Origin of the sequence: Methylobacterium sp. WL19 (assembly GCF_008040005.1) — a bacterium.
GTDB lineage: Bacteria > Pseudomonadota > Alphaproteobacteria > Rhizobiales > Beijerinckiaceae > Methylobacterium > Methylobacterium bullatum.
This window is the reverse complement of sequence record NZ_VRVC01000073.1, coordinates 1-25,920: the sequence shown is the minus strand read 5'-3', so window position 1 is coordinate 25,920 and position 25,920 is coordinate 1. Positions and strand designations below refer to the sequence as shown.

Below are 25,920 nucleotides of genomic sequence, written 5' to 3'. Positions count from 1 at the left end.
CTCGTCGCCCTCGGCCTCATGGCCGGGGCAGGCGCCGCGCCCCGGCCATGAGGCCGAGGGCGACGAGACGCAGAAGCCCGAAGGCGAGGCCGGCCGCCGCGATGAACATCAGCGCCACCCTGCGGTCGAACGCCGTGGCCAGTGCCAGCGCCACCAGGGCGGCGAGCGCCGCGACGAGGATGAGCCGGTAGCGCAGCCGCGTCTTGCGGGTGTCGGGATCGACCACGTCCCGGAACAGGCCGGAGACCGGCACGTCATGGGCATGGCCCAGGGGAATGATGGCGAAGGCGAGCGCCGTGAGCAGGCCGTAGGCGGCGGCCAACAACAGCTCCGCCGGCGCCAGGGTCGGGTTCAACGGCAGCGGAAGCGCATCGTTGAACAGGGCATCGAGGAGGAATGGCAGGCCCGCCCCGATCGCGAGTCCGATCACGGTGCCGAGCCCGGCCACCAGCATCACCTGCGTGAGATAGATGGCGACGACCTGCCCTCCCGGCGCACCGACGCTCTTCAGGGTGGCGATAGACCCGCGCTTCCGCGCCACGAAGGCATTGACCGCATTGGCGACCCCGACCCCGCCGACGATGAGCGCCGTGAGCCCGACCAGGGTGAGGAACTGGGTGAAGCGCTCGACGCTCTTGGCGAAACGCGGATCGGCATTGGACCGCGAGCGCATCTCCCAGCCGGCATCCGGCACCGCACGGGCGACGGCCTCGATCCGCCGCTCCAGTTCCGCATCGTCGGCGGCGGGGGCCTGGATGCGATAGCTCCACCGGTTGAGGCTGCCGGGCCGGATCAGCCCCGTCGCCTGAAGCGTCTCGGCGGAGACGAGGAGGCGCGGGCCGAAGCCGATGCCGTTGGCGATCTTGTCCGGCTCGGAGACCAGCGTGGCCCGGATGGCGATCGGCTTGCCGGCGATCTCGATCCGGTCGCCGACCTTGAGATCGAGGCGCGTCAGCAGGACCGGATCGGCGACGGCGCCGAACACCCCATCCCTCTCGGCCAGCAGATCGTGGAGCGGCACGGCCGGGTCGGTGACAAGCTCGCCGGCAGCAGGATAGGCGGCGTCCACCGCCTTGAGTTCCACCAGGGCCGCGCCCTTGTCCCCGGCCAGCGCCATGGCCCGCAGGGTCGTGACCACGGAGACCTTGCCCTGCGCGTCGAGGGCGGCCCGCTCGTCGGGCGTCGCCTCGCGGTTGATCAGACTGTAGGTGAGATCGCCGCCGAGGATGCGCTTGCCCTCTCGGCCGAGACCATCCGTGAGCGAGCGCGAGATCGAGGCGACCCCGGCAATGGCCGCGACGCCGAGCGCGATGCAGGCGAGGAACACGACGAAACCGCCAAGCCCGGCGCGCAACTCGCGGAAGGCGAGGCGCAGGGTGAGCGGGACGCGGCTGGGGCGCGGAGTGGGACGAGGCAGGGTGCCATGCATGGGGTCAGGCCTTCCGCCGAACGCGCGGGTTCAGCCGGATCACGCCGCCACCGCCTCGTCCACAAGCCCCGAGCGCAGACGCACGGTGCGGTCGCAGAGCCGGGCGAGGCCGGGATCGTGGGTGACGAGGACGAGGGTCGCGCCGCGATCGCGCTTCAGGGCGAAGAGAAGGTCCACGATCTGCCGGCCCGTGGCCTCGTCGAGATTGCCGGTGGGTTCGTCGGCCACCAGGATCGCCGGGTCGGGCGCGATGGCGCGGGCGATGGCGACGCGCTGCTGCTCGCCGCCCGAGAGCTGGGCGGGGTAGTGGTGCAGCCGGTGGCCGAGGCCGACCGCTTCCAGTTCCGTCCGCGCCCGCTCGTGCGCACCCGGCTTGTCGGCGAGTTCGAGGGGCAGCGCGACGTTCTCCAGGGCCGTCATCGTCGGCACGAGGTGGAAGGCCTGGAACACGATGCCGATGCGCCGGCCGCGAAACCGCGCCAGGGCATCCTCGTCGAGCGCTCCGAGATCGGTGCCCTCCACATGGATCGCTCCGGATTCCGGCCGCTCGAGGCCCGCCATCACCATCAGCAGGGTCGACTTGCCCGAGCCGGAGGGGCCGACGAGGCCGACCGCCTCGCCGCGCGCCACGTCGAGGGAGATGCCACGCAGGACATGGACCCGCGCCGCCCCCCGGCCGAGGCTGAGATCGATCCGCGACAGGGCGATCGCGGGAGCGTCCACCTTGCCGGGCATCACGGCAGGACCGATCTGTGTGAGACCATCGTCATGAACACCATAGGTCGAGGCTGTGCGGGAATGGGTCTGTGTCATACGTCACGCGACGAGGTCGATATGGTTCGTCTCGCCCCACCACGCCAGCATTCCCGCCGGGCGACGCTGGTAATGGCACTCTTTGCCGCATTGGGTACGGGAATCGGCCATGCCGCCGCACGCCCCCTCAACCTCGTGGCCTTCGGCGACAGCCTGACCGCCGGGTACCGCCTGCCCTCGGCCGCGGCCTTCCCCTCCGTGCTGGAACGCGAACTGAAGGCCAGGGGCCGCGCCGTGTCGATCGCCAATGCGGGCGTTTCCGGCGACACCAGCACCGGCGGGCTCGACCGGCTCGACTGGTCGGTCCCCGACGGGACCGACGGGGTCATCCTCGAACTCGGCGCCAACGACATGCTGCGCGGCACCGACCCCGCCGTGACGAGAAAGGCCCTCGACACCATCGTCTCCCGGCTCAAGGCCCGTAACATCCCGGTCCTGCTCGCCGGCATGAAGGCCTCGACCAATCTCGGGCCGGACTACGTCGCGCGGTTCGACGCGATCTATCCCGATCTCGCCCGGCAATACGGCCTCGTCCTCTATCCGTTCTTTCTGGAAGGCATCCTCAACGACCGGCGCTTCAACCTGGAGGACGGGCTCCACCCCAATGTGAAGGGCGTCGAGACCATCGTCGCGGGCATCCTGCCCACGGTGGAGACCTTCCTCGACCGGCTCGGCACGGCGCAGAAATAAACCGATGCCGCGCCTGTTCACCGCCCTCGAACTTCCCGACGACATCGCCGAGGCCGTGTCGCGCTATCAATGCGGCCTGCGCGGCGCGCGCTGGATCGAGCGCGGCGACCTCCACATCACCCTGCGCTTCCTCGGCGACGTGGATGACGAGGTGGCCGAGGCGTTCCATGCCGGCCTCGTCGAAGCGCGCCCGCGCCCGCCTCTCGACGTGACACTGACCGGACTCGACGCGTTCGGCGGAGACAAGCCTCGCGCGATCGTCGCAGGCGTGACTGCCGGCCCCGACTTGCTCGATCTGCAGGAGGAGCACGAGCGCATCGCCCGCGCCGCCGGTGCCGAGCCGGAGCGACGCAAATTCACGCCCCACGTGACCCTCGCCCGTCTCGCCAAGCGCGACACCCAGGCACCGGACGTGGCGGAGTATTTCGCCGAGAGAGGCCTGTTTCCGGCTTTGCGGTTCACCGCGACGCGGGTGGCCCTGTTCTCGGCGCGGGAATCGCGGGGCGGCGGGCCGTATGTGGTGGAGGCGGCGTATCCGCTGGGCTGAGGGATACGCTCCGGCTCACAGCCGCCGCAGCGCCACGCTCTCGATTCGATGGCTCGCGCCCTTGGCCAGGATCAGGCTCGCGCGCTGGCGCGTCGGCAGGATGTTGTCGCGCAGGTTCGGCAGGTTGATCGTGGTCCAGAGGTTGTCGGCGATCTCCAGGGCCTCGGCTTCCGTTACTTCGGCGTATTTGCGGAAATACGAGAGCGGATCACGGAAGGCGGTCTGGCGCAGGCGCAGGAAGCGGTTGACGTACCAGCGGTGCAGGTCGTCCTCGTGCCCGTCGAGATAGATCGAGAAATCGAAGAAGTCGGAGACGAAGGGGATCGCGGTGCCGTCGCGCGGCAGGCGCGCCGGCTGGAGGACGTTGAGCCCCTCGACGATGAGGATGTCGGGGGATTCCACCACCCGCTCCTCGCCCGCCACCACATCGTAGACGAGGTGGGAATAGAGCGGCGCCGCCACGCTCTTCTTGCCGGCCTTGATGTCGGTGAGGAAGCGCAGGAGGGCGGCGGTGTCGTAGCTCTCGGGAAAGCCCTTGCGCTCCATCGCGCCCATGCGCTTCAGCTCGGCATTGGGCAGCAGGAACCCGTCGGTGGTGATGAGGTCGACCTTCGGCGTGTTAGGCCAGCGGGCGAGCAGCGCCTTGAGGACGCGGGCGGTGGTGGATTTGCCCACCGCCACCGAACCGGCCACCCCGATGATGTAGGGGACCTTCGCCTCGCGCTCTGCCAGCAGGAAGCGCTGGGTCGCCTTGAACAGCCCCTGCGTCGCCGCGACGTAGAGGGAGAGCAGCCGCGACAACGGGAGATAGATCGCCACCACCTCCTCGATGGAGATGGGATCGTTGAGCGATTGCAGGCGGCTGACATCGTCCCCCGTCAGCGTCAGCGGGGTGTCGGCGCGCAGCTGAGCCCATTCTTCACGGGAAAACAGGCGATAGGGCGATAGGCGCTCGGGGCCGATCCCCGTCACCGGGTCCTGGCCGAGGGCGGGATCGCGCTCGGACACGATGGCGATGGGCCGTGACGGCTCGACGGTCACGGGTGCCTCCGGGCCGCTTTCTCGGCGATGCCGCTCTGGGCGGTGCGGCGCTCGAGTTCCGCCATCACCTCCGGCAGGGCGACGCCGCCGGCGCGCAGCAGCACGAGGAGATGGTAGAGCACGTCCGCCGCCTCGCTCACGAGCCCTTCGCGATCGCCCTGCACGGCGGCGATGGCGGCCTCGACCGCTTCCTCGCCGAGCTTCTTGGCGGGCTTGGCCGGCCCGCCGGCCAGGAGCTTGGCCGTGTAGGACTGGTCCGGCGGCGCGGCGGCGCGGTCGGCGATGAGGGCGTCCAGGTCGCTCAGGGTGAAATCGGTCATGCGATCCTAGCTCTCGGCAGGCCGGACGATGCACGCTACGGCGGGGAGCCTGCGGCACGGGAAGGGATTGGGCAAGGGTCGGACCTCGGCGCCGTGACCCGTCACGGGTCGAGCCGCATGTGCAAGCCGGCCTTCGCCATATGCGCCTTGGCCTCGGCGACGGTGTGCTGGCCGAAATGGAAGATCGAGGCGGCCAGCACCGCGCTGGCGCCACCGTCGCGCACGCCCGCTACGAGGTCGTCGAGGCCACCGACGCCACCCGAGGCGATGACCGGCACCGAGACCGCGTCCGAGATCGCCCGTGTCAGGGCGATGTCGTAGCCCGAGCGCATCCCGTCCCGGTCCATGGAGGTGACGAGGAGTTCACCGGCACCGCGCGCCGCCACGGTCCGGGCGAAGTCGATGGCGTCGAGCCCGGTGGGCTTGCGCCCGCCATGGGTGAAGATCTGCCAGGCATCCGGCTCGCCCGGGGCGGAGGTCCGCTTGGCGTCGATGGCGACGACGATGCACTGGCTGCCGAACTTGAGGGCGCCGCGCTCCACGAAGGAGGGGTCGTTCACCGCCGCCGTGTTGATCGAGACCTTGTCGGCCCCGGCGAGGAGCAGGGTGCGGATATCCTCCACCGTGCGCACGCCGCCCCCGACCGTGAGCGGCATGAAGCAGGCCTCGGCCGTGCGGCTCACCACGTCGAGCAGGGTGCCGCGGGCCTCGTGACTCGCGGTGATGTCGAGAAAGCAGAGTTCGTCGGCGCCGGCCGCGTCATAGGCCTTGGCCGCCTCCACCGGATCGCCGGCATCGCGCAGTTCCAGGAACTGGACGCCCTTGACGACGCGCCCGTCCTTCACGTCGAGGCAGGGAATGATTCGGGTCTTCAACATGGTGGACCTGTCACGCTTGCGGCCGATCCGGGTCGCACGCATCGGGCCATGCCCGTCCCTGCACCATTCCGTCAACTCGGCGACGGGGATCGGCACCATTTTGCAGGGTCGTTCGCCGAGATTTGAAACCCGAACCGGGCGTCGAGAACTCTCGGCCCTATCCCCACAGATCCGGCGTCGGCGGATGGATCAGGCTGCCGTCGAAGCGCAGGGCCGGCTCGCGGTCCCGCGCCAGCAGCAGGGGCCCGTCGAGATCGACATAATCGGCGTGGTGGGCGAGCAGCATGGCGGGCGCCATGGCCAGCGACGTGCCGACCATGCAGCCGATCATCAGCGAGAGCCCCCGCGCCTTTGCCTCGTGCGCCAGCATCACCGCCTCGGTGAGGCCGCCGGCCTTGTCGAGCTTGATGTTGATGGCGTCGTAGCGGTCGGAGAGCGCGTCGAGGCCGGCGCGGTCGTGCAGGCTCTCGTCGGCGCAGATCGGGATCGGCCGGGCGATACGGGCGAGCAACGCGTCCTCGCCGGCGGGGAGCGGCTGCTCGATGAGGCCGACCCCCGCGGCGAGGCAGGCGGCCAGGTTCGCCTCGATGGTCTCTCCGCGCCACGCCTCGTTGGCATCGACGATCAGGCGCGATTCCGGCGCGCCGCGACGCACGGCGGCGATGCGCTCGGGATCGCCTTCTCCGCCGAGCTTGACCTTGAGCAGGGGCCGGTGCGCCGCGCCGCGTGCGGCCTCCTCCATGCTCTCCGGCGTGCCGAGGCTCAGCGTATAGGCGGTGGTGGCGACCTGCGGCGGGCTCAGGCCCGCGATTTCCCAGGCCGGGCGGCCGCGCTGCTTGGCCTCCAGATCGAGCAGGGCGCAATCGACGGCGTTGCGCGCCGCTCCCGCCTTCATCAGCGTGAGCAGATCGGTGCGCGTGGCCCCCGCCGCGATCGCGTCGGCCTGTTCGGAAATCAAGGCGCAGACGCCCTCGGGGGATTCGCCGTAGCGCGGGTAGGGCACGCATTCGCCCCGGCCCAGATGGCCGTCGGCATCGTCCGTGATGGTGGCGAGCACCACCACCGCTTCCGTGCGGCTGCCCCGCGCGATGGTGAAGGCTCCGGCGATGGGGAAGCGCTCCACCGCGACCGTGAGGCGGCGGGTCATGCCGCGCTCCCGGCGGGGAACTCCGCCAGCAGACGGTCGATGATCCCGTCGACTCCGAAGCGGACCGGATCGGTGGCGGGCAACCCGTGCTCCTTGGTCAGATCCTGGAGCAGGGTGCGGGCCTCGTCCTCCCCGAGCTTCTGCGTGTTCACCGCGATCCCCACCGGGCAGATGCCGGGATTGGTGAGGCTGCCGAGCTGGATCGTGAGGTCGATCACCTGCTGGATCGACGGCAGCGGATGCGTCACGCCACGCATGGCTTTGCGGCTCGGCTCGTGACAGACGACGAAGGCATCGGCCTGGGCACCGTGGAGCAGGCCGAGGCTGACGCCGGCGAAGGACGGGTGGTAGAGCGAGCCCTGACCCTCGATCAGGTCCCAATGGTCCGGGTCGGCCGCGGGAGCGATCCATTCCACGGCGCCGGAGATGAAGTCGGCCACCACCGCATCGATGGCGACGCCTCGGCCGGAGATGAACACGCCGGTCTGGCCGGTGGCTCGGAAATCCGCATCGAGGCCGCGCTCGCGCATGCCGCGCTCCAGGGCGAGGACGGTGTATTTCTTCCCCACGGAGCAATCGGTGCCGACGCTCAGCAAGCGACGTCCCGGCCGCCGGATGCCCTTGCCGGTGTCGAAGGTCTCGGTGGTGTGGCGCACGTCGTGCAACTGGCGGCCGTTCTTCTCGGCCGCCTCGGCGATCTCCGGCAGCGAGCCGAGGCGCACGTGAAGGCCGCTGGCGATGTCGAGCCCCGCATTCAGGGCGGCCACGACCTCCGACACCCAATGCGTCGGGAGCACGCCGCCGGCATTGGCGACACCGATGACCATGGTCCGGCAGCCCTTGGCCACGGCCTCGTCCAGGGTCAGGTCCGGGATGCCGAGATCGGCGGCGCAGCCGGGCAGGCGCAACTGGCCGACGCACCAGTCCGGCCGCCAGTCGGCGATGCCGTAGGCGGTCTTGGCCGCCAACGTATCGCGCACGTCGCCGAGGAACATCAGGTAGGGCGTTTCGATCTGCATCTCGCGGGCACCCATCGCAATCGCGGTCTTCCGAACCGTTCCCGCCGTCTATGCGCGAAGCGGGCGGTGCTGCCAAATGCCGGACGACGACCGACCGCCACGGGCGGAGTTCCGCGAAACGATCTGGCGCCGACGAGGCCGCGTCAGTCCTCAGCGAGGATGGCGAACGAAGCGGATCGGGACCGTGATCACCATGTGGGACATCGGAGCGCCTTCGGGGAACGGGATGTAACGCGCGCCCACTCGAAGGATCTCCTTGGCAAGGGAGTCGATATACGGAGACCCGGAACTCTCCTTGATATGAAATTCCTCGATGATTCCCGAACGGTTTATCGTGAACATCACCGTCGTCATCCCACTGAATTGGGAGCGGTAGCCGGTGTTTCGCGCACGAACGAGGATAATCTTTGCAAGCTCGATCTGATATTCGCGCATCGGGCCGGAAAATTGGTCCGGATCGAGCCTCCAGGCAAACGAGGAGGGGATCGACACGAATATCAGACAGATTGCGACGGCGATTCTCAAAACATAGAGTTTACTCATTGATAGCGCCACGGCTCTCGCCAATCTTGAATACTAATTCTGTGAAACATAGCCATTAGAAGATCGCCGCCGCAAGCCTTCCGTAACGGCCCGTCGTTGGCCGCCCCCCGGCAGGCATTCCATCACGCGGTGACATCCGGCGAGCGCTCGTCCGACCGGCGCGGTGCACTGACGGAATCGGCACTTGCGGTCGGCATCGTTGTCGGGTGTGGTCCGCGGCGACCAAAGGCTGAAGGGGAGACGGCCATGAAGATGTACGGCAACTGGCGCTCGGCCGCCGCTTTCCGGGTGCGCATCGCCCTCAACCTCAAGGGCCTCGCCTGCGAGGAGACCTTCATCGATCTCGATGCCGGCGACCAGTTCAAGCCCGAGTATCTCGCCATCAACCCGCAGGGCGCCGTGCCGGCCTTCTTCGACGGCGACGGCCCTCCCCTCACCCAATCGCTGGCGATCCTCGACTATCTCGAGGACATCCATCCCGAGCCGGCCCTGCTGCCGAGCGATCCGAAAGCCCGGGCGCGCGCCCGCTCCCTGGCGCAGGTGGTCGCCTGCGATACTCATCCGCTCTATGTTCCGCGGGTGCGCAACTACCTGATGTCGGCCTACGACATCCCGAAGGACGGCATGATGGGGTTCGTGCGGCACTGGTTCGAGACCGGGCTCAAGACGCTGGAGACCCGCCTCGCCCACGAGCCCGGCACCGGCCGCTATGCGCAGGGAGACGCGATCAGCCATGCCGATCTCTGCCTCGTGAGCCTCTGGGTCGGCACCGGCATCTTCGGCGTCGAGACCGCGCCCTATCCCACCGTGAGGCGGATCGCCGAGGATTGCCTGGGGCAGGAGGCGTTCGCCAGGGCGCATCCCCTGCGCCAGCCCGGCGCGCCCGCGTGAGAATATCGGCCGGGCTGCGTAGCTGAGGCTGCCGTTCAAAAAAGATTTTGCCTATAAGACCCGAGCGGAGAAAAAGGCGGGCTGCCTGCCGCTCAAGTTTAAGGGACGAGGGACGCATGGTACCGGGCGAAACCGTGGACAACCTCCACCGCATCGTGGTCGTCGGTGGAGGCGCGGCTGGGCTTCAGCTCGCCACCAAGCTCGGCGACACGCTGGGCCGGAAGGGCAAGGCGCACGTCACCCTCGTGGACAGGGCACGGACCCATATCTGGAAGCCGCTGCTGCACGAGGTCGCCGCGGGCAGCCTCGATGTCGGCCACCACGCCGTGGACTATCTCCACCACGCGCATCAGCATCATTTCCGCTATCGCATCGGCTCGATGACGGGGCTCGACCGGACCGCGCGCACGATCCAGCTCGCCGCGAGCCACGATGCCGAGGGCCGCGAGGTCACGCCCGTCCGCTCGATCCCCTACGACACGCTGGTCCTGGCGGTGGGCTCGACCACCAACGATTTCGGCACGCCGGGGGTGAAGGAGAACGCCATCGCCCTGGACACGCCGGACCAGGCGGTGCGGTTCCATCAGCGCCTCGTCAACGGCATGCTGCGCGCACACACCCAGGTCGGGCCGGTGCGCCCCGGCCAGCTCCACGTGACGGTGATCGGGGCCGGCGCCACCGGCACCGAACTGGCGGCGGAGCTTCATCGCACCACCCGCGACGTGGCCTCCACCGGCCTCGACAAGATCGACCCCGCCAAGGACCTGAAGATCACCCTCGTCGAGGCGGCGAGCCGGATCCTGCCGGCCGTCCCCGAGCGTCTCTCTGCGGAGGTGATGGCGCTGCTGAACAAGATCGGCGTCGAGGTCCGCACGCAGGCACGGGTGACGGAAGTCCGAGCCGACGGCGTCCAGCTCGCCGATGGCGGGTTCATCCCCTCCGAACTCGTGGTCTGGGCGGCCGGCGTGAAGGCGCCGCCGTTCCTGCAGGAGATCGGCGGCCTCGAGACCACGCGCAACAATCAGCTCGTGGTCACGCCGACGCTCCAGACCACGCGCGATCCCGACATCTTCGCCATGGGCGATTGCGCCTATCTGGTGGAGCAGGGCTCGGACACGCCGATCCCGCCGCGTGCGCAGGCGGCGCACCAGCAGGCGAGCCATCTCATCAAGCAGATCCCGATCAAGATGGCCGGGGAGCCCCTGAAGCCGTTCAAGTACCGGGATTTCGGCTCGCTGGTGTCCCTCGGGGAATATTCCACGGTGGGCAACCTGATGGGCTTCATCCAGGGAAAGAACATGTTCATCGCCGGGCTGTTCGCGCGGATGATGTACTGGTCGCTCTACAAGATGCACGAGCGCGCCCTGCACGGCACGATCAAGACCGCCCTCGACGCCACGGCCCGCGCCCTGACGCGGCGCACGGAGCCGCGGGTCAAGCTTCATTGAACGACCGGATTCGCCGGGGGCCGTGCCGCGCCCCCGGCAGGAACGTGACGAGACACGATCATGATCGACATCATCCAGGGCCTGCAGCAGCGCAATCCGACGCTCGGCCCCTACGTCCTCGTGCTGCGCTCGGATTCCCGCGCACGAGATCCCTCCGACCCGGCACGTCTCTGCGCCGAGGCGGAGGCCTGGATCGCCGAGAAGACCCCCGGCGCGCGTCTGTCTCAGGAGACCGTCCTGATCGCTCCTTATCCGGGTGGAATGCCCACCGAGCGCAGTGTCTCGGTCATGGCCTTCAAGGATGCCATGCAGCTCGCCGCCTTCGCCACGGCCTGGACGGCGGAACCCGAGCCGGAAGACGAGCCGACACCCGAGACCGAGTGATACCGGACGGTCAGGCGGCTTGCAGCATCCTGATCGTTCCAAGGGTACCGTCCCGGACGACGACGAGGCGCTGGACCAGCAGAGCGAGGTCGTCCCCGTTGCGGCAGGCGGTTTCGATCTCGCGGCAGAGATCCGACAGACCGACGAAGCCGAGCAGCCCGGCGGCCGACACCATGACGTGCGCGTCGTAGGCCAGATCCGCCGGCTCCATGCCCGACAGATCCACGGCCTGCGGCGACGATCCGAACCGGTCGATGAGTTCGTCGGCCAGCATCGACAGCAGGACCGTCGCCCGCTCCGGTCCCACCATGTCCCTCAGCGACTCGTAGACCTCGCGATCCAGGATGGTCGGTAGGGCCGGCGCGTCGCCGGCAGCCACGGGGCCGCTCCAACGGGCGATGGCCGCGTAGAGCGCATCGCGCTTGAACGGCTTGCCGACATGATCGTCCATGCCGGCGGCCGTCAGCGAGGCGACCTTCTCGGGCAGGACGTTGGCGGTCATGGCGATGATCGGCACCGCGCAGGCGGGGGCAGGCAGGGCGCGGATCAGGCGCGTGGCGGCGAGCCCATCCATGCCGGGCATCTGGACGTCCATGAGGACGAGATCGAAAGCGAGCGGTCCGCCCGCATGGGCCTGGATCGCGGCCACCGCCTCGGCACCGTTGCCCACCACGTCGACACTGTGGCCGGCGAGTTCGAGGACCGCCCGAGCCAGGGTCTGGTTCACCGGAACGTCCTCGGCGACGAGGATCCGCACCGGCCTCGGGACCAAGGCGTTCCTCGCCACCACTCTCCCCTCCCCGGCCTCAGCGGGGCCGCTCGCCGCCTCCGCGCGCGGCAGGGCGAGGGTGAACCAGAAGGTCGATCCTTCGCCGGGACGGCTCGTGACCCCGATTTCCCCATCCATCATCGAGACGAGACGGCGGCAGATGGCGAGGCCGAGTCCGGTGCCGCCGAAGCGACGGCTGATGGAGGAATCGACCTGGCTGAAGCGCTGGAACAGATGGATCTGCTCCTCCTCCGAGATGCCGATACCGGTATCCACCACCTCGAAGCGCAGGACGGGGCCGCCCGCCTCCTCGCCGCATTGGCTGACGTTCAGGGTGACGGAACCCGCAGGAGTGAACTTCACCGCGTTGTTGAGGAGATTGAGCAGGACCTGCCTGAGCCGGTTCGCATCCCCCAATGCCCAGGGCGGCAGCGCGGGGTCGAGCCGCGAGAGGATGGTCACGGGGCTCTTGAGCGCGCTGCCGCGCACGATCTCCACCGTATTCTCGATGAGGTCGCGCAACGGGAAGGGCAGCAGTTCCAGGGTGAACTGCCCCGCCTCGATCTTCGAGAAGTCGAGAACGTCGTTGACGATGGTGAGAAGCGCGGCGCCCGCCCCTCCGATCAGTTCGAGGCGGTGCCTGTCGTCCGGCGTCCGGCTCGGCTCCTCCAGCAGGAGGTCGGCATAGCCGAGGATGCTGTTGAGCGGCGTCCGGATCTCGTGGCTCATGGCGGCGAGGAATTCGCTTTTCGCAGCGCTGGCCTGCTCGGCCCTGACTGTGGCCGCCTGCAACGCGGCCTCCACCGTCTTGCGCTCGGTGATGTCGAAATGCAGGCCCACCATCCGATAGGGCGCGCCGGCCGCGTCGTAGAGCACGCGACCGCAGGTCGAGATCCAGCGCTCCTCCGCGTCCACGACAATGCGGTACTCGGCGACGTAGTTGGTCCGGTTTCGGATCGCGTTGGCTGCTTCCTCTCGGACCGCCTCCCGGTCATCGGGATGGACCAGCGGGATCCAATCCTGGACGGGCATGGCCCGGGCGCCCTCGCAGGGGAGGCCGAACAGGCCGACGGCTTTCGGGCTGAGGGTGATGGTATCCGTCCAGAGGTCGAGATCCCAGGTGCCCGCATCGGCCGCGTCCTGGGCGATGCGCAGCAGGTCGGTGGTCTCCTCCAACCGCTGGCGTGCAGTGATGATGTCGTCGATGTCGAGGGCGGTGCCGAGCCATTCGGCGGCATCGGGCGCCCGGTCGTCATGGGTCGGGATCGGGATCATCACGATCTTGTGCCAGCGGTAGACGCCGTCATGGCGGCGCAGGCGTCCCTCAACCGTGAAGGTCCGCCCCCAGGCATGGGCGTTCCGCCAGGCGACCGCCATGCGTTCGGCATCGTCGGGATGGTTGCGCGCCGTGCGCTCGGTCCGCTCGGGACCGATATCGCCGTAGAAAGCGGTGAAGGCCGGATTCACATAGGTCGCCGTCCCGTCCGGCGGGCGGGTCGTCCAGATCAGGGCGGGCAGAGCCTCCGCGAGGGTGCGGTAGCGATCCTCGCTACGCTGGAGCTCGAGTTCCGCCGCGCGGCGCTCGGTGATGTCGCGGGTGATCTCGGCATAGCCGACCACGGCCCCCTCGTCGTCGCGGATGGCGTCGATGGCGACGCTGGCGAAGAATTGCGAGCCGTCGCGGCGAACCCGCCAGCACTCGAACTTGAGCCGCCCCTCATAGGCGGCGGTGGCGAGCGCGATGCGCGGCGCCCCCGCTTCGAGCCCCTCCGTCGTATAGAAGCGCGAGACGTGGCGCCCGATGGCGTCCTTCGCGGAATAGCCGGTGATCCGCTCCGCCCCGCTGTTCCAGTTGGCGACGTGGCCGGTCCGGTCCAGGGTGACGAAGGCGCAATCGCTCACCGCGTCCACGAGACGGCGGAACTGACTCGTCCGCTCCCGCAGGGCGGCGTCGGAATTGCGGGCGTCCGTCACGTCGATGGCGGTGCCGACCAGACCGACGGCCAGACCCGCCACGTCGCATTCGCAGATGCCGCGAACGACCATCGTCCGGACCTCCCCATCCGGACGAACCATCCTCGCTTCGAAGGCGAAAGCCCCCCTTCGCTCCAGCGCATCGGAGATGCTGGAGCGAACCAACTCACGGTCGTCGGGATGATGCAGATCGATGGCCCGCTCGAAGGACGGGGCGAAGGTCGCGGGATCGAGCCCGGAGATCACGTAGATGCCCGTGGACCAGAAGGTCTGGCCATCGGCGAGCCGGACGCGCCAATGGCCGATCCCGGCGACCTCCTCCGCCATGGAGAGCAGGTGATGCGCGCTGGCGAGCGCGCTCTGGCGCTGCTGCAACTCTTCCCGCTGGTCGGCGATGGTCGCCTGGTGGGCCGCGCGTTCCTCGGCCTCGCGGACCAGCCTCACATGGGCGTCCGCGAGGCGAAGATGGGCGGTGACGGTGGCCGCGAGGTCGTGCAGAGCCGCTTCATCCTCCACGCCGAACGGGCGCGGCGTGCTGTGCATGAGACAGAACGAGCCGACGCGGAAACCCGATTCGAGGCACAGCGGCACGCCGGCGTAGAAGACGATGGGATCGGGGCCGGTCACCAAGGGGTTTCTGGCGAAGCGCGGATCGAGGCGCGCATCCGGCACCACGAGCATGTCGCCACCGGCGATGGTGTGATGACAGAACGATTCGAGGCGCGGCATCTCCTTGTGGCCGAGATCGCAGTCCGACTTGATCCACTGCCGGTCGGAATCGATGAGGGCGACATAGGCCTTCTCGACCCCGAAAAGGCGTTTGGCCGTGCGCGACACCGCCTCGAAATGCTCTTCGGGAGGCGTATCGAGGATACCCAGGCCGTGAAGCGCGGCGACGCGCTCGGCTTCATGAGACGGCGTGATCAAGGATCGGGCCTCGTTGAGCTGCGGTGGCAGCCTTGCGGAGCATCACATATGCGGGTCGCTAGGATAACGTTCTATGTCTCGCGTGAGAATTTCGCCCTTCGCCGCCTCATTCGCGACGGCGCACGGCATCATTTCCTTCGCCGGCGAGACGTCGCCGCCCCGGCGATGGACGCAGCGTGAGATGTCAGGTGGTCGATCGCTGTCGAAACACCCAGCGAACGCGTGCGGCCTCGAGCCCCCATACCATTCCAAGCATCATATAGAGGTGACGCCACTTCTCGATATCGATCTGAAATGCCTGGAGGAAGAACATCAGAAGGGCCGGAAACACGATCTGGGCGAGCCCCTGATAGGGTGACGGTTTGAGGCACAGGCGAAACCCGACGAAGATCGATGTCAGGACGATGGAGACGAACGCGAAACCTCCGAGCCAGCCGCCATTCGCGAAACTGCCGATGTAGGAATTGTGCGGCTCCAGATCGAAGACCACGCGCCATCTCAGCGGCCCGAAACCGAGGGGGCGATCGATGAGCATCGGGATGCCGCGGCGCTGATTGCCGAACCGTCCGGTCTCGCCTTCGTCGTAATCCTTTGTGACCTGCGCCCGGTCGGTGAACCGCTCGGAGACACCCTCCATCGACAGGAGGCCGCCGATCAGGAGCGCGCCGACGAGGACGGTGAGGGCCGACAACCGGGCGATGCGCCGCCGAATGGCCCGCGACGGAGAGGTTGCCCATGTGAGGCCGATCGTCAGGCAAATGCCGAGGAGGCACGCTCCCCAGGATCCGCGCGAGAACGAGAGGAAGACGCAGGCCAGCAGGACGAGCAGCGCCATTGCCGACAGGAACACCTGTCGCGTCTCCCCCACCAGCATCCTGCGGATGAGATACAGCACCGACAGGATGAGGAAGGATCCGAGCAGATTGGGGTCCTGGAACACGCCCGAAGCGCGTCCGTCCATCTTGAACAGCACGTCTTCGCCGAGCACGTCGAAATAGCTGAAGATGCCGCAGATCGCGGCAAAGAGCGCTCCCGCGAGGTACGCCTTGAGGACGAAACCGACTCTGTCGGACGTATCGTCCGAGAAGAACATCACGAAGAAGATACCGGTCAACCCGAGATAGACGGCCTGATAAGTCCAATCGACCGAATTGCTCTCGTCGAGATAGGGGATCAGCGCGATGACGATCGCCACCAGATAGATCAGCAGAAGTGCGACGATGACGATCGTCGAGCGGTAGAACCTGATCCCCAGCAGGAACCACAACGCGATCGTCGGCAATGCCAGAAAATCATAGGGCGACGGCTTCATGAAGGTGAAGCACGTGAAGAAGATGACCAGCGCCAACAGCGCGTAGCCGAGGGTGTGAAGCGAGCCCGACGAGACGCGGCGAGGAGCAGCCGACGCCATAGCGACGCCCGCCTCACTCGCGCTCCATCTCCCGCCTGCCGCCATTCCGCCCGTCCAACCCACCTCAGGATATGCGCCCGGCCTCAGCATGAGGCAGTCCCGTCAGCGAAGGCTTAAGCAGGCGGCGTTGCATCCCTCGCATGCTGAGGACTGTCGCCCAAGCGTCAGGCTGTCGCTGTCCTGGGAGGCCGGGGGCGGACCAGGATTCCCTGGATGAAGCGGGTCACCGGCCGTTCCACGAACCGGTGCACGAACACGGCAAAGACACAGCAGGATACGACCGTGAAGGCGAGCATCGGCCACGCCCTCGTCGTTTCATCGAGGCCTGCCCATTGCATGGCCTTTCGGATCCCGACGATCACGAAAGGATGGCTCAGGTAGAGCGCATACGATGCGTCGCCCAGATGGACCCCGAGCTTGGAGAGACGGGAAGGCTGCCCCTGACGGCCGAGGACGGCTGCGCAGACGATCAAAGCTGCGGGGAGTCCCCAGCCGAGGACGCGCCAGGCGTCGTTGGGCGTCGTCCAATCGATGGCCTGATGCGACGAGTCGATTGGGTCGGCTATGAGGATGGCGACCCCGCCGACGAGAAAGGCTCCCCGGATCAGTCCCGATAAAACCACACCATGGCAGAGGAGCAGAGCGATCCCCATGCCGAAGACGAATTCGAGAACGATCGGGCGGGTCCAGAAGAACGGGGCGGCGGCACTCGGCTGCAGGACGAATCCCATGAGAACGAGTCCACCGAGCAGGGCCGCCACAGCGATCACCGTTCGACTGCGTCGCAAGGCGATGAAGACCGCGAAGACGACATAGAAAAACATCTCGTAATTCAGCGTCCATCCGAGTTCGAAGACGGGCATTGGAGCCTCATGCCCCGTGGCATAGGCTGGCCAGAAGGCAAAGGATGCGACGATGCTCGGCCAGCCGGGAAATTCCTTGGTCGTGCCCACGAGCGCGATCACGAGAAACAGGATGTAGAAGGCTGTGAACATCCAATAGAGCGGGACGATCCGCGCCACTCGCCGCGCCAAAAACTCGATCGATGCACCCTTTCGTCCAAATAGATCTTTGGACGCGTAGACCATGATGAAACCGGAGATGACGAAGAAGATATCGACACCAGCGCGCCAAGGTAACAGATGAACACGCTCGAACGAACCGCCGAGCTTCAACGTCTGCACGAGGGTGTGATGCTGGGCATGGCCGAAAACGACCATGAATGCCGCCAGTCCTCGCAGGATCTGAACGGAAACGATCTGTTTCACAGGGCGCGGCCTCGCCAGCGGCATGATGCCGGTCGCAGCGGATGATGAGTCCGGGCCGGTTAAATCCCGATAAAGCCGGTCGCGGAAAACGGGGTCCGGGGTCGGATCATCCGATCAGCCCCCGCACGAGCGCGCGGAACTGGTCGCCCCGATCTTCGAAACTCTTGAACTGGTCGTAGGAGGCACAGGCCGGCGAGAGAAGGACCACCGGCTCCGGCGCTTCTGATCTCGCAGCAGCCTCCGCCGTCTGCTTCGTCGCCACGTCCAGGGTGCCGCAGCGCGTGTAGGGCACCCTCCCCTCCAGCGTCGCGGCGAAGGCGTCGCTCGCCGCGCCGATGAGGTAGGCGTGGGCGACGCGGTCGAACAGCGGTGCCAGCAGGTCGATGCCGCCCTCCTTCGGCTTGCCGCCGAGGATCCAGTGGATGTCGCGGAAGGCCGTGAGGGCCTTCTCGGTGGAATCCGCGTTGGTCGCCTTGGAATCGTTGACGAACAGAACCCGCCCGCGCCGGCCGACCTCCTCCATCCGGTGCGGCAGGCCAGGGAAACTCACGAGTGCCGATGCGATCTGCCCATCGGTCACGGCGAGAGCCTGGGCCACGGCGATGGCGACGGCGGCGTTCTGCCAGTTATGCGCGCCCCGGAGCGAGCCGATGCCGGAGACATCCGCGATGGCCTCCCCGGAGCGCCCGGCCACGATCCCGTCGCGGACGGTCAGCCCATCTACGTCCTGTTGCGCGACACCGATCCGTACGAGGGGTCCCCGATGCCGGTCGGCGATGGCGCGGCTCGGCTCGTCGTCGACGCCGACCACCGCGAGGGCGGAGCCCCGGATCAGCCGTTCCTTGATCGCCGCGTAGTTTTCCATCGTCCCATGCCGGTCGAGATGGTCGGGCGTGATGTTGAGGAGCACTCCGACGCTCGGGTTCAGGGACGGCGTCAGGTCGATCTGGAACGAGGACAGTTCGATGACATGGTAGCGCCCCGGAGCCGGCGGCTCCAGCGACAGGATCGCCGTGCCGATATTGCCGCCCATCTGAACGTCGAGGCCCGCGTCGCTCAGGATATGCGCGATCAGCGCCGTGGTGGTGGACTTGCCGTTGGTGCCCGTGATGGCGACGAACGGCGAATTAGGCGCGATCTTGGCTCGCTCGCGGCAGAACAGCTCCACGTCGCCGACGATCTCGATTCCGGCCGCCTTGGCGAGATCGACGGTCCAATGCGGCGCGGGATGGGTCAGCGGTACGCCGGGGGCCAGGATCAGGGCGGAGAAGCCCGACCAGTCGGCGCTGCGCAGATCCGCGACGCCGATGCCCCGTTCGCGCGCCCTGGCCCGGCTCTCGGGGCTGTCGTCCCAGGCGACGACGCGGGCGCCCCCGGCCTGGAGCGAGACCGCCGTGGCGAGGCCGGAGCCGCCGAGGCCGAACAGGGCGACCGTGCGGCCGGCGAAGGTGGTGGCGGGGGTCATGCGGGTCTCGAACTCGCCAATGCTCTGATCTCTGTCCCCCTCCCTCTACCTCATCCTGAGGCGCCCGCGCGAGCGGGCCTCAGGACGAGGTGATCGGCGGGAGGAAGACCGGTTGTGGCGGACCATCATACGACGCTCAGCGCAGCTTCAGCGTCGCGAGGCCGGCGAGCGCCAGGATCACGGCGATGATCCAGAACCGGATCACGACCTGCGGCTCCTTCCAGCCCTTCTGTTCGAAATGGTGGTGGATCGGCGCCATGCGGAAGACGCGCTTGCCGGTGAGCTTGAACGAGGCGACCTGGATGATCACCGACATGATCTCCAGGACGAACAGGCCGCCGACGATGGCCAGCACGATCTCGTGCTTCGTGGCGACAGCCACGGTGCCGAGCAGGCCGCCGAGGGCGAGCGACCCGGTATCGCCCATGAAGATCTGCGCCGGGGGGGCGTTGAACCACAGGAAGCCGAGCCCGGCGCCGATCACCGCGCCGCAGACGACGGCGAGTTCGCCGGTGTCGCGGACGTAATTCACCTGGAGGTAGTTGGCGGTGAAGACGTTGCCGACGAGATAGGCGATGACCCCGAACGTGCCGCAGGCGATCATCACCGGCACGATGGCGAGGCCGTCGAGGCCGTCCGTGATGTTCACCGCGTTGCCGGCGCCGACGATGACGAAGCCGGCGAACAGGACATAGAACCAGCCGAGGTTGAGGAGCGCATCCTTGAAGACCGGGAAAGCGAGCTGGTTCTGGAGCGCGGGCGCCGAATAATACGAGATCAGGGTGCAGGCCGAGATGGCGATGGAGGCTTCGAGCAGGAGCCGGAACTTGCCCGAGAACCCCTTATGCGACTGCTTCGTCACCTTGAGGTAGTCGTCGTAGAAGCCGATGGCGCCGAATCCGAGGGTCACGGCCAGCGTCACCCAGACGAAGTGATTGCGCGGATTGGCCCAGAGCAGGATCGCCACGATGGCGCCGGCCAGGATCATGAGCCCGCCCATGGTCGGCGTGCCGCGCTTGGTCAGGTGGGTCTGAGGCCCGTCCTCGCGGATCGGCTGCCCCTTGCCCTGGCGCAGGCGAAGCAGCGAGATGATGAGCGGCCCGAACCAGAACACGAACAGGCCCGCCGTGAACAGCGCGCCGCCGGTACGGAAGGTGATGTAGCGGAAGACGTTGAGGGGCGAGAGCGTGCCGCTCAGGTCCGACAGGAGATACAGCATCCGACACCCGGTCGCGGTTTGTCTGGGAATGGATCGTCGGGGTTGGAGGAGGCCGCGCGCCTTTCCATCCCCGCCATGCCGCCCGGCTCGCGGGCTCTCCCGGCGAGCCGGGCCTGACACGGAGGTCTATTGGCGGATCGCGGCCTGCGCCGACTCGGCGCGGTCCACGGCGCCCGCGTAGCGGGCTTTGAGGGCTTCGACAATGCGGCCCATGCGGATGCTGTTCGATCCCTTGACCATCACAGCGTCTCCGGCGCGCAGGGCACCCAGGAGCGGATCGACGAGATCCGACGACGCTCCGGCCGAGACGCCGCGCCGGCTCACCGGCAGCGCCTCGAACAGGTGGCGCATCATCGGGCCGGCGGTGAAGACGAGATCGATCCCGGCCTCTTCCACGGCCGAGGCGAGGGAGCGATGGTGCTCTTCCGCCGCCGCTCCGAGTTCCAGCATGTCGCCGAGGACCGCGATGCGGCGCCCGCGCGATCCGGTCTCGATGCCGGACAGGGTGGCCAGGGCCGCGCGCACCGAGGCCGGGTTGGCGTTGTAGCTCTCGTCCACCAGGAAGGCCTCGCCGTCCTTGAGCTTGAGCGCCGTGCGCTCGCCGCGCCCGACGGGGGGCTTCAACGCGGCCAGGGACAGGGCGGCTCGCGCCAGGTCGGCGCCCAGGGCATGGACCACCGCCATGACGCCCAGCGAGTTCATCGCCGTGTGCCGGCCGGGCGTTCCGAGCTGGTAGGTGACGGGGATACCCATCACCGATGCGTCCACCACGGAGAGATCGGGCCGCATGACGATACGAAGGGCGCGGACATCCGCCTCCTCGTGCTCGCCGAACGTGACGACGCGGCCAGCCTGCGAGGCATGGGCATGGGCGAGCAGGCGCGAAAAATTCGGATTGTCGCGGTTGATGATGGCGGTCCCGCCGACGCTCAGCCCGGAGAAGATCTCGCCCTTGGCATCGGCGATGGCCGAGAGCGAGGCGAAATGCTCGATATGCACCGGCTCGACGGTGGTGATCAGCGCGATGTCCGGCCGGACCATGGCGGTCAGCGGCACGATCTCGCGCGCGTGGTTCATGCCGATCTCGAACACGCCGTAATCGCTGTCGGCGGGCATCCGCGCCAGGGTCAGCGGCACGCCCCAATGGTTGTTGTAGGAGGCGATGGACGCATGGGTCCGCCCCTGCGCGGACAGGACGTGGAGCAGGGCCTCCTTCGTGCCGGTCTTGCCGACGGAGCCGGTGACGGCGACGATGCCGGCATCCGTGCGCCGGCGCGAGGCCGCCCCGAGGGCACGCATGGCCTCGAGGATCGGATCCTCGCCCGCTCCCGACACGGCAAGGACGCCGCCCGCCCCGGAGAATTCCTCGGCCCGGTCGGCGGCGACCACTGCCGCTCCGGCACCGCGCGCCAGGGCATCGCGAACGAAATCATGGCCGTCCCGCGCCTCGCCGCGAATGGCGAAGAACAGGTCGCCCGGCTGCAGCGTCCGCGTGTCGATGGAGGCACCGGTGATCGGCTTCGGATTGCCGAGCAGGCTGCCGCCGGTGGCGGCTTCCAGGGCCTCGGGGGTCCAGAGGGGCGAGGCAGTCATCGGCGAGTCACTCGTAATGAACGGTCGGACGCATCCCCTCTCCCCGCCTGCGGGGAGAGGGCCGTGTCTCCCCCCTGTCGGGGAGCACGGCGAGGCGGCAGCCGATGGTGAGGGGGCGACGACGGACGAGTCTCCTCCGGAGATCCCCCCTCACCGTCGCTCCGCTTGCTTCCTGCACGGCGAGGTGCAGGAAGCCCTCTCCCCGCCTGCGGGGAGAGGGGGACGCACACCCTTCGCATCGGATCGACCGACGACCGTTTCACGCCCCCACCTCCGCGATCGCAGACCGGATCACCTCGTGATCCGAGAACGGGAGCACCTGTGCGCCCACGATCTGGCCGGTTTCATGACCCTTGCCGGCCACCACCAGCACGTCGCCGGGCCGGAGCCCGCGCATGGCGGTGCGGATCGCCTCGGCCCGGTCGCCGATCTCGATGGCGCCGGGAGATGCGGCGAGGATGGCGGCGCGGATCGAGGCCGGATCCTCGCTGCGCGGATTGTCGTCGGTGACGATGACGAGGTCGGCTTTGCGTGCCGCGATGGCGCCCATGAGCGGGCGCTTGCCGGTGTCGCGGTCGCCGCCACAGCCGAAGACGCAGGTCAGGCGACCTGTCGCGAAGGGGCGGAGCGCGTCGAGCACGCTCTCCAGGGCTTCGGGCTTGTGGGCGTAATCCACGAGGCAGAGGGCGCCGTTGACCTCGCCGATCCGCTCCATGCGGCCGGGCACGCCGGTGAGGTGTTCGAGGGTGGCGAGAACGTCCGCCATGCGGTCGCGTCCGATGGCGGCGCCGACGAGGCCGGCGGCGAGGAGCGCGTTCTCCACCTGGAAGGCGCCGACGAGGGGCAGGTCGACCCGGTGCGTCCCCGGCTCGTCTCCGAGCCGAATCGTCAGAACCTGGGCGAAGCCTTCGGTCCGGGCATCGACGAGGCGGATGGCATCGCCCTTCATGCCGGTCGTCAGGACATCGTGCCCGGCGGCACGCGCGGCCTCGATGACCCGGTCGCCATAGGGACCATCGGCATTGACGATCACGGGCCGGCCATCCGGCAGGAGCGTCGTGAACAGCCGCAGCTTGGCCTGGAGATACTCCTCGATGGTGGCGTGATAATCGAGGTGGTCGCGGCCGAGATTGGTGAAACCGGCCACAGTGAGCGTCACGCCGTCGAGGCGGCGCTGCTCGATCCCGTGGGACGACGCCTCCATGGCGAGATGGGTGATGCCGTCATCCGCCAGCCGCGCCAGGGTCTCGTGCAGCGAGACCGGATCGGGCGTGGTCAGCGAGCCGTATTGCGCGCCGCGATCGGTGACGATGCCCACCGTGCCGAGGCTCGCCGAGGCGAATCCCAGACGCGACAGGATCTGGCGGACGAAATCGGCCACCGAACTCTTGCCGCTGGTCCCGGTGACCGCGATCACGGTCTGCGGCTGGCGGCCGGAGAAGCGCGCGGCGGCGAGCGCCAGGACACGGCGCACGTCGGGAACGGCAATCCAGAGAGCCTCTGCCGGCAGGTCGGCGGGCCGGTCGCCCTCCCCCAGGATGGCGACGGCGCCATCCGCGAAGGCCTTGGCCGCGAAGACCTTGCCGTCCACCCGCGTTCCCGGCACCGCCACGAAGACGCCGCCGGGAACGACCCGGCGGCTATCGGCGGTGATGCCATGCACGGCATTTCCCGCCGCAGCACCGAGGTCGGCCTCGGGAAACAATCCGCCGAGGGTCATGCCGCTCATCGCCCGTCGAGCATCGTCGCGTGATACGCGCCGAGCTTCACCATGAGGGGGAACGGCTTCACCGGCGGATCGAATTGCGGCGGCAGACCGATGATCGGGGCGACGCGCTCGATCACCCGCCCGGTGACGACGCCCGAGTTCCAGGCGGCGGTGGCGTAGCCGCCGGATTCCGGCAGGCCCTGCGGCTCGTCCATGATGGTGACGAACAGGTATTTCGGGTTGTTCATCGGCGCGGCGGCCATGAAGGTCGTGAACAGGCGGTTCTTCACGTAGCGGCCGTGGATCACCTTCTCGGCGGTGCCGGTCTTGCCGCCCACGTAGTAGAGCGGGATCGACGCCTTCTTGGCCGAGCCTTCCACCGCGTTGAGGCGCATAATGAAGCGCATCGCCTCACTGGTCTCGGGCTTGAGCACGCGGGTCGCCTTCTTCAGCGCCTCGGCCTCGGTGGTCTTGAGGAAGGTCGGCACGATGAGGTTGCCGCCATTGGTGATGGCGCCCACCGCCGCCGCCGCCTGGAGGGGGGCCACCGCGAGACCGTGTCCGAAGGCGATGGTGATGGTGTTGATCTCGGTCCAGCGCGAGGGAACGATGGGCTCCGCGCTCTCGGGCAGTTCCGTCCGCATCCGGTCGGTGAGGCCCATCTTCTTCAGGAAGGCCTTGTGGCCGGGCACGCCGATGCCGAGCGCCATCTTGGCCGAGCCGATGTTGGAGGAGTGCGTGAACACCTCCGGCATGGTGATGGTGCGGTTGGTGCCGTGATATTCGTGGATCTTCTGCCGGCCCCAGGTGAGCACGCCGCCGCGGGTGTCGAAGGTGGAATTGACGTTGTACTTGCCGGAATCGAGCGCCATGGCCAGCGTCATCGCCTTGAAGGTCGAGCCCATCTCGTAGACGCCGACATTCATCCGGTTGATCCGGTCGGGATTGTTCGCCTCGGCCGGGTTGTTCGGGTCGAAATCCGGCAGGGAGGCGAGCGCGATCACCTCGCCGGTGGTCACGTCGAGGATCATGCCCGCCGCGGCCTTGGCCTTGAAGTGGTCGAGGCCCCAGGCGAGCTCGTCGCGCAGGGCGAATTGCGCCCGCAGGTCGATGGAGAGCTGGACCGGCCGGAGGTCGGTGGACTTGGCGACGAAGCCGAGGCTGTTGAGGTCCTTCAGGCCGGTATTGTCGATGTACTTCTCGATGCCGGCGATGCCGATATTGTCGAGGTTGGTGACACCCAGGATATGGGCCGCCGCCGTGCCGTTGGGGTAGACGCGCTTGTGGTCTGGCAGGAAGCCGACGCCCGGAATGCCGAGGCGATGCACTTCGAGTTGCTGCTTCGGGGTGATCTCGCGCTTGACCCAGACGAAGCCCTTCTTCGTCGAGAGCTTGGCGCGCAGGTCGGTGGCGTTGAGCTCGGGCAGGACGGCGGTGAGGAGCTCCACCGCCTCGTCCTTGTCGTAGATGTTCTTCGGCTCGGCGAAGACCGAAACCGTGCGGATGTCGGTGGCGAGGATCTCGCCGTTGCGGTCGACGATGTCGGGCCGGATCGCGGTGGTGGCCGCGGCGGCGACGCGGTTGTCGCCGTTATCGGCCTGGGGGAAGGCCGCCATCGCCACGAGCCGGCCGGCGATGGTGAGGAACACCACCGCGAAGCCGAGACCGACGAGGCCGACGCGGGCATAGGACCGCTCGATGGCCAGATGGAACATCGCCCGCACCACGCCCATCACCGTCCAGGGCGGACGTGCGGCGGGCGCCGGCTGCGGAGCGCTCCCGGGGTGGTGGGCGCCCCCGGCCTCTTCGGCGGTGTGGGGCGCGTGATCGTGAACGGTCTCGTCTGACACGGGACTACCTCGAAACCGTATTGGGCGTTCTGGTGGTTTGGACGGTGGTCGTCTTGGTCGCCGACGCGGTGGTCGTCGGCTTGGTGGTCGTGGTGCGCGTGGTGATCGAACCGGTCGTCCTCGGCTCGTCGGAGGACTTCGCCGCCGACTTCTCCTTGGGCGTCGCGGTGGCGGCCAGCAGGCGGCCGATCTCGTCGCCGCGGTCGGGACGCATCGGCAGGTCGGCGAGGCGTCCGAGATGGCTCACGCCGATGGGCTCCAGGGCGAGATGCCGCTCCACCGCCGCCTGCAGGCGGTCGGGGCGGGTCAGCAGCTGCCACTCGGCCCGCAGCACCGCGATGGCCTGCCGCTCCTTGTGGAGCTGGCTCTTGGCCTTCGAGACCTGACCGGCCTGGTACAGCGTGTCGTACTTGATCGAGTAGGCGTAGATCGCCGATCCGATCAGGCCGAGGATGGCGAGGACGTTCAGCAGACGGATCACCGACGCACTCCACCGCTCTTCGAGACGAGGTGACCGCGCTGGGCGGGAAGGGCCGCCAGCGCTTCGATGGCGGCCAGCGGCGGCGCGACGGGCGCCATGGTGCGC

Annotated in this window: 21 protein-coding genes and 1 pseudogene; 5 read left to right on the top strand and 17 right to left on the bottom strand. The window is 68.1% G+C overall.

The window, feature by feature from the left end; translation table 11 throughout:
* Positions 1 to 19 precede the first annotated feature (19 nt).
* A pseudogene (locus tag FV220_RS15245) lies at positions 20 to 1,429 on the bottom strand (FtsX-like permease family protein); the annotation flags it as partial.
* A gap of 39 nt (positions 1,430 to 1,468) precedes the next feature.
* A complete protein-coding gene (locus tag FV220_RS15240; RefSeq protein ID WP_147832481.1) occupies positions 1,469 to 2,164 on the bottom strand; it encodes an ABC transporter ATP-binding protein in 696 nt (231 codons plus the stop codon).
* A 150-nt stretch (positions 2,165 to 2,314) separates the two neighbouring features.
* Here FV220_RS15240 and FV220_RS15235 point away from each other — a divergent pair, with 150 nt between their 5' ends.
* Positions 2,315 to 2,932, top strand: coding sequence for an arylesterase (locus FV220_RS15235; RefSeq protein ID WP_246689470.1), 618 nt, complete (start codon positions 2,315 to 2,317; stop codon positions 2,930 to 2,932).
* Between the two features lie 4 nt (positions 2,933 to 2,936).
* Positions 2,937 to 3,479: an RNA 2',3'-cyclic phosphodiesterase gene (thpR, locus tag FV220_RS15230; protein WP_147832477.1), complete on the top strand. Its 543-nt coding sequence runs from the start codon at positions 2,937 to 2,939 to the stop codon at positions 3,477 to 3,479.
* 15 nt (positions 3,480 to 3,494) lie between these two features.
* Here thpR and coaA read toward each other — a convergent pair whose 3' ends face one another.
* From coaA to FV220_RS15200, 6 genes are all read right to left on the bottom strand, one after another.
* Positions 3,495 to 4,487: a type I pantothenate kinase gene (gene coaA / locus FV220_RS15225; protein WP_147832479.1), complete on the bottom strand. Its 993-nt coding sequence runs from the start codon at positions 4,485 to 4,487 to the stop codon at positions 3,495 to 3,497.
* A 29-nt stretch (positions 4,488 to 4,516) separates the two neighbouring features.
* The gene (locus FV220_RS15220) at positions 4,517 to 4,840 is read right to left on the bottom strand and encodes a phosphoribosyl-ATP diphosphatase (RefSeq protein WP_056140283.1); all 324 of its coding nucleotides are present in this window, start codon (positions 4,838 to 4,840) and stop codon (positions 4,517 to 4,519) included.
* A gap of 101 nt (positions 4,841 to 4,941) precedes the next feature.
* On the bottom strand, positions 4,942 to 5,718 hold the full coding sequence (gene hisF / locus FV220_RS15215; protein WP_026176174.1) for an imidazole glycerol phosphate synthase subunit HisF: 777 nt from the start codon (positions 5,716 to 5,718) through the stop codon (positions 4,942 to 4,944).
* Positions 5,719 to 5,875: 157 nt separating this feature from the next.
* Positions 5,876 to 6,865, bottom strand: coding sequence for an N-acetyl-D-Glu racemase DgcA (gene dgcA, locus FV220_RS15210; protein ID WP_056254156.1), 990 nt, complete (start codon positions 6,863 to 6,865; stop codon positions 5,876 to 5,878).
* Entirely contained in the window at positions 6,862 to 7,884 is a 1,023-nt protein-coding gene (dgcN, locus tag FV220_RS15205) for an N-acetyltransferase DgcN (protein ID WP_147832478.1), read from the bottom strand. The genes dgcA and dgcN overlap by 4 nt, the downstream gene beginning before the upstream one ends.
* Positions 7,885 to 8,034: 150 nt before the next feature.
* A complete protein-coding gene (locus tag FV220_RS15200) occupies positions 8,035 to 8,427 on the bottom strand; it encodes a TonB family protein (protein WP_056140272.1) in 393 nt (130 codons plus the stop codon).
* Positions 8,428 to 8,673: 246 nt separating this feature from the next.
* Here FV220_RS15200 and maiA point away from each other — a divergent pair, with 246 nt between their 5' ends.
* The 3 genes from maiA (at position 8,674) to FV220_RS15185 (ending at position 11,150) form a co-directional block, all read left to right on the top strand.
* Positions 8,674 to 9,318 carry a maleylacetoacetate isomerase gene (gene maiA, locus FV220_RS15195; protein ID WP_147832476.1) on the top strand — a complete coding sequence of 215 codons (645 nt, stop codon included), beginning with the start codon at positions 8,674 to 8,676 and terminating at the stop codon, positions 9,316 to 9,318.
* 116 nt (positions 9,319 to 9,434) lie between these two features.
* Positions 9,435 to 10,766, top strand: a complete 1,332-nt coding sequence (locus FV220_RS15190; RefSeq protein ID WP_027172039.1) for an NAD(P)/FAD-dependent oxidoreductase — start codon at positions 9,435 to 9,437, stop codon at positions 10,764 to 10,766.
* A 60-nt stretch (positions 10,767 to 10,826) separates the two neighbouring features.
* Positions 10,827 to 11,150 carry a hypothetical protein gene (locus tag FV220_RS15185; protein WP_018045172.1) on the top strand — a complete coding sequence of 108 codons (324 nt, stop codon included), beginning with the start codon at positions 10,827 to 10,829 and terminating at the stop codon, positions 11,148 to 11,150.
* A gap of 10 nt (positions 11,151 to 11,160) precedes the next feature.
* On the opposite strand, the gene FV220_RS15180 is transcribed toward FV220_RS15185, so the two are convergent.
* From FV220_RS15180 to FV220_RS15135, 9 genes are all read right to left on the bottom strand, one after another.
* Positions 11,161 to 14,820, bottom strand: a complete 3,660-nt coding sequence (locus FV220_RS15180) for a PAS domain S-box protein (protein WP_147832475.1) — start codon at positions 14,818 to 14,820, stop codon at positions 11,161 to 11,163.
* 184 nt (positions 14,821 to 15,004) lie between these two features.
* On the bottom strand, positions 15,005 to 16,231 hold the full coding sequence (locus FV220_RS15175) for an O-antigen ligase family protein (protein ID WP_147832474.1): 1,227 nt from the start codon (positions 16,229 to 16,231) through the stop codon (positions 15,005 to 15,007).
* A gap of 164 nt (positions 16,232 to 16,395) precedes the next feature.
* Positions 16,396 to 17,499, bottom strand: a complete 1,104-nt coding sequence (locus FV220_RS15170) for an acyltransferase (protein WP_187273428.1) — start codon at positions 17,497 to 17,499, stop codon at positions 16,396 to 16,398.
* Between the two features lie 106 nt (positions 17,500 to 17,605).
* Positions 17,606 to 18,964 (bottom strand): UDP-N-acetylmuramoyl-L-alanine--D-glutamate ligase, encoded by a 1,359-nt coding sequence (gene murD, locus FV220_RS15165; protein ID WP_147832472.1) that lies wholly within the window; start codon positions 18,962 to 18,964, stop codon positions 17,606 to 17,608.
* 136 nt (positions 18,965 to 19,100) lie between these two features.
* Positions 19,101 to 20,183, bottom strand: a complete 1,083-nt coding sequence (mraY, locus tag FV220_RS15160) for a phospho-N-acetylmuramoyl-pentapeptide-transferase (RefSeq protein ID WP_018045176.1) — start codon at positions 20,181 to 20,183, stop codon at positions 19,101 to 19,103.
* Positions 20,184 to 20,309: 126 nt separating this feature from the next.
* On the bottom strand, positions 20,310 to 21,776 hold the full coding sequence (locus tag FV220_RS15155; RefSeq protein ID WP_147832471.1) for a UDP-N-acetylmuramoylalanyl-D-glutamyl-2,6-diaminopimelate--D-alanyl-D-alanine ligase: 1,467 nt from the start codon (positions 21,774 to 21,776) through the stop codon (positions 20,310 to 20,312).
* A gap of 259 nt (positions 21,777 to 22,035) precedes the next feature.
* The gene (locus FV220_RS15145) at positions 22,036 to 23,505 is read right to left on the bottom strand and encodes a UDP-N-acetylmuramoyl-L-alanyl-D-glutamate--2,6-diaminopimelate ligase (RefSeq protein ID WP_147832470.1); all 1,470 of its coding nucleotides are present in this window, start codon (positions 23,503 to 23,505) and stop codon (positions 22,036 to 22,038) included.
* Positions 23,502 to 25,217 carry a penicillin-binding protein 2 gene (locus tag FV220_RS15140; RefSeq protein WP_210322679.1) on the bottom strand — a complete coding sequence of 572 codons (1,716 nt, stop codon included), beginning with the start codon at positions 25,215 to 25,217 and terminating at the stop codon, positions 23,502 to 23,504. Before FV220_RS15140 ends, FV220_RS15145 begins: the two co-directional genes overlap by 4 nt.
* Positions 25,218 to 25,338: 121 nt before the next feature.
* Positions 25,339 to 25,815 (bottom strand): hypothetical protein, encoded by a 477-nt coding sequence (locus tag FV220_RS15135; protein WP_147832468.1) that lies wholly within the window; start codon positions 25,813 to 25,815, stop codon positions 25,339 to 25,341.
* Positions 25,816 to 25,920 lie beyond the last annotated feature (105 nt).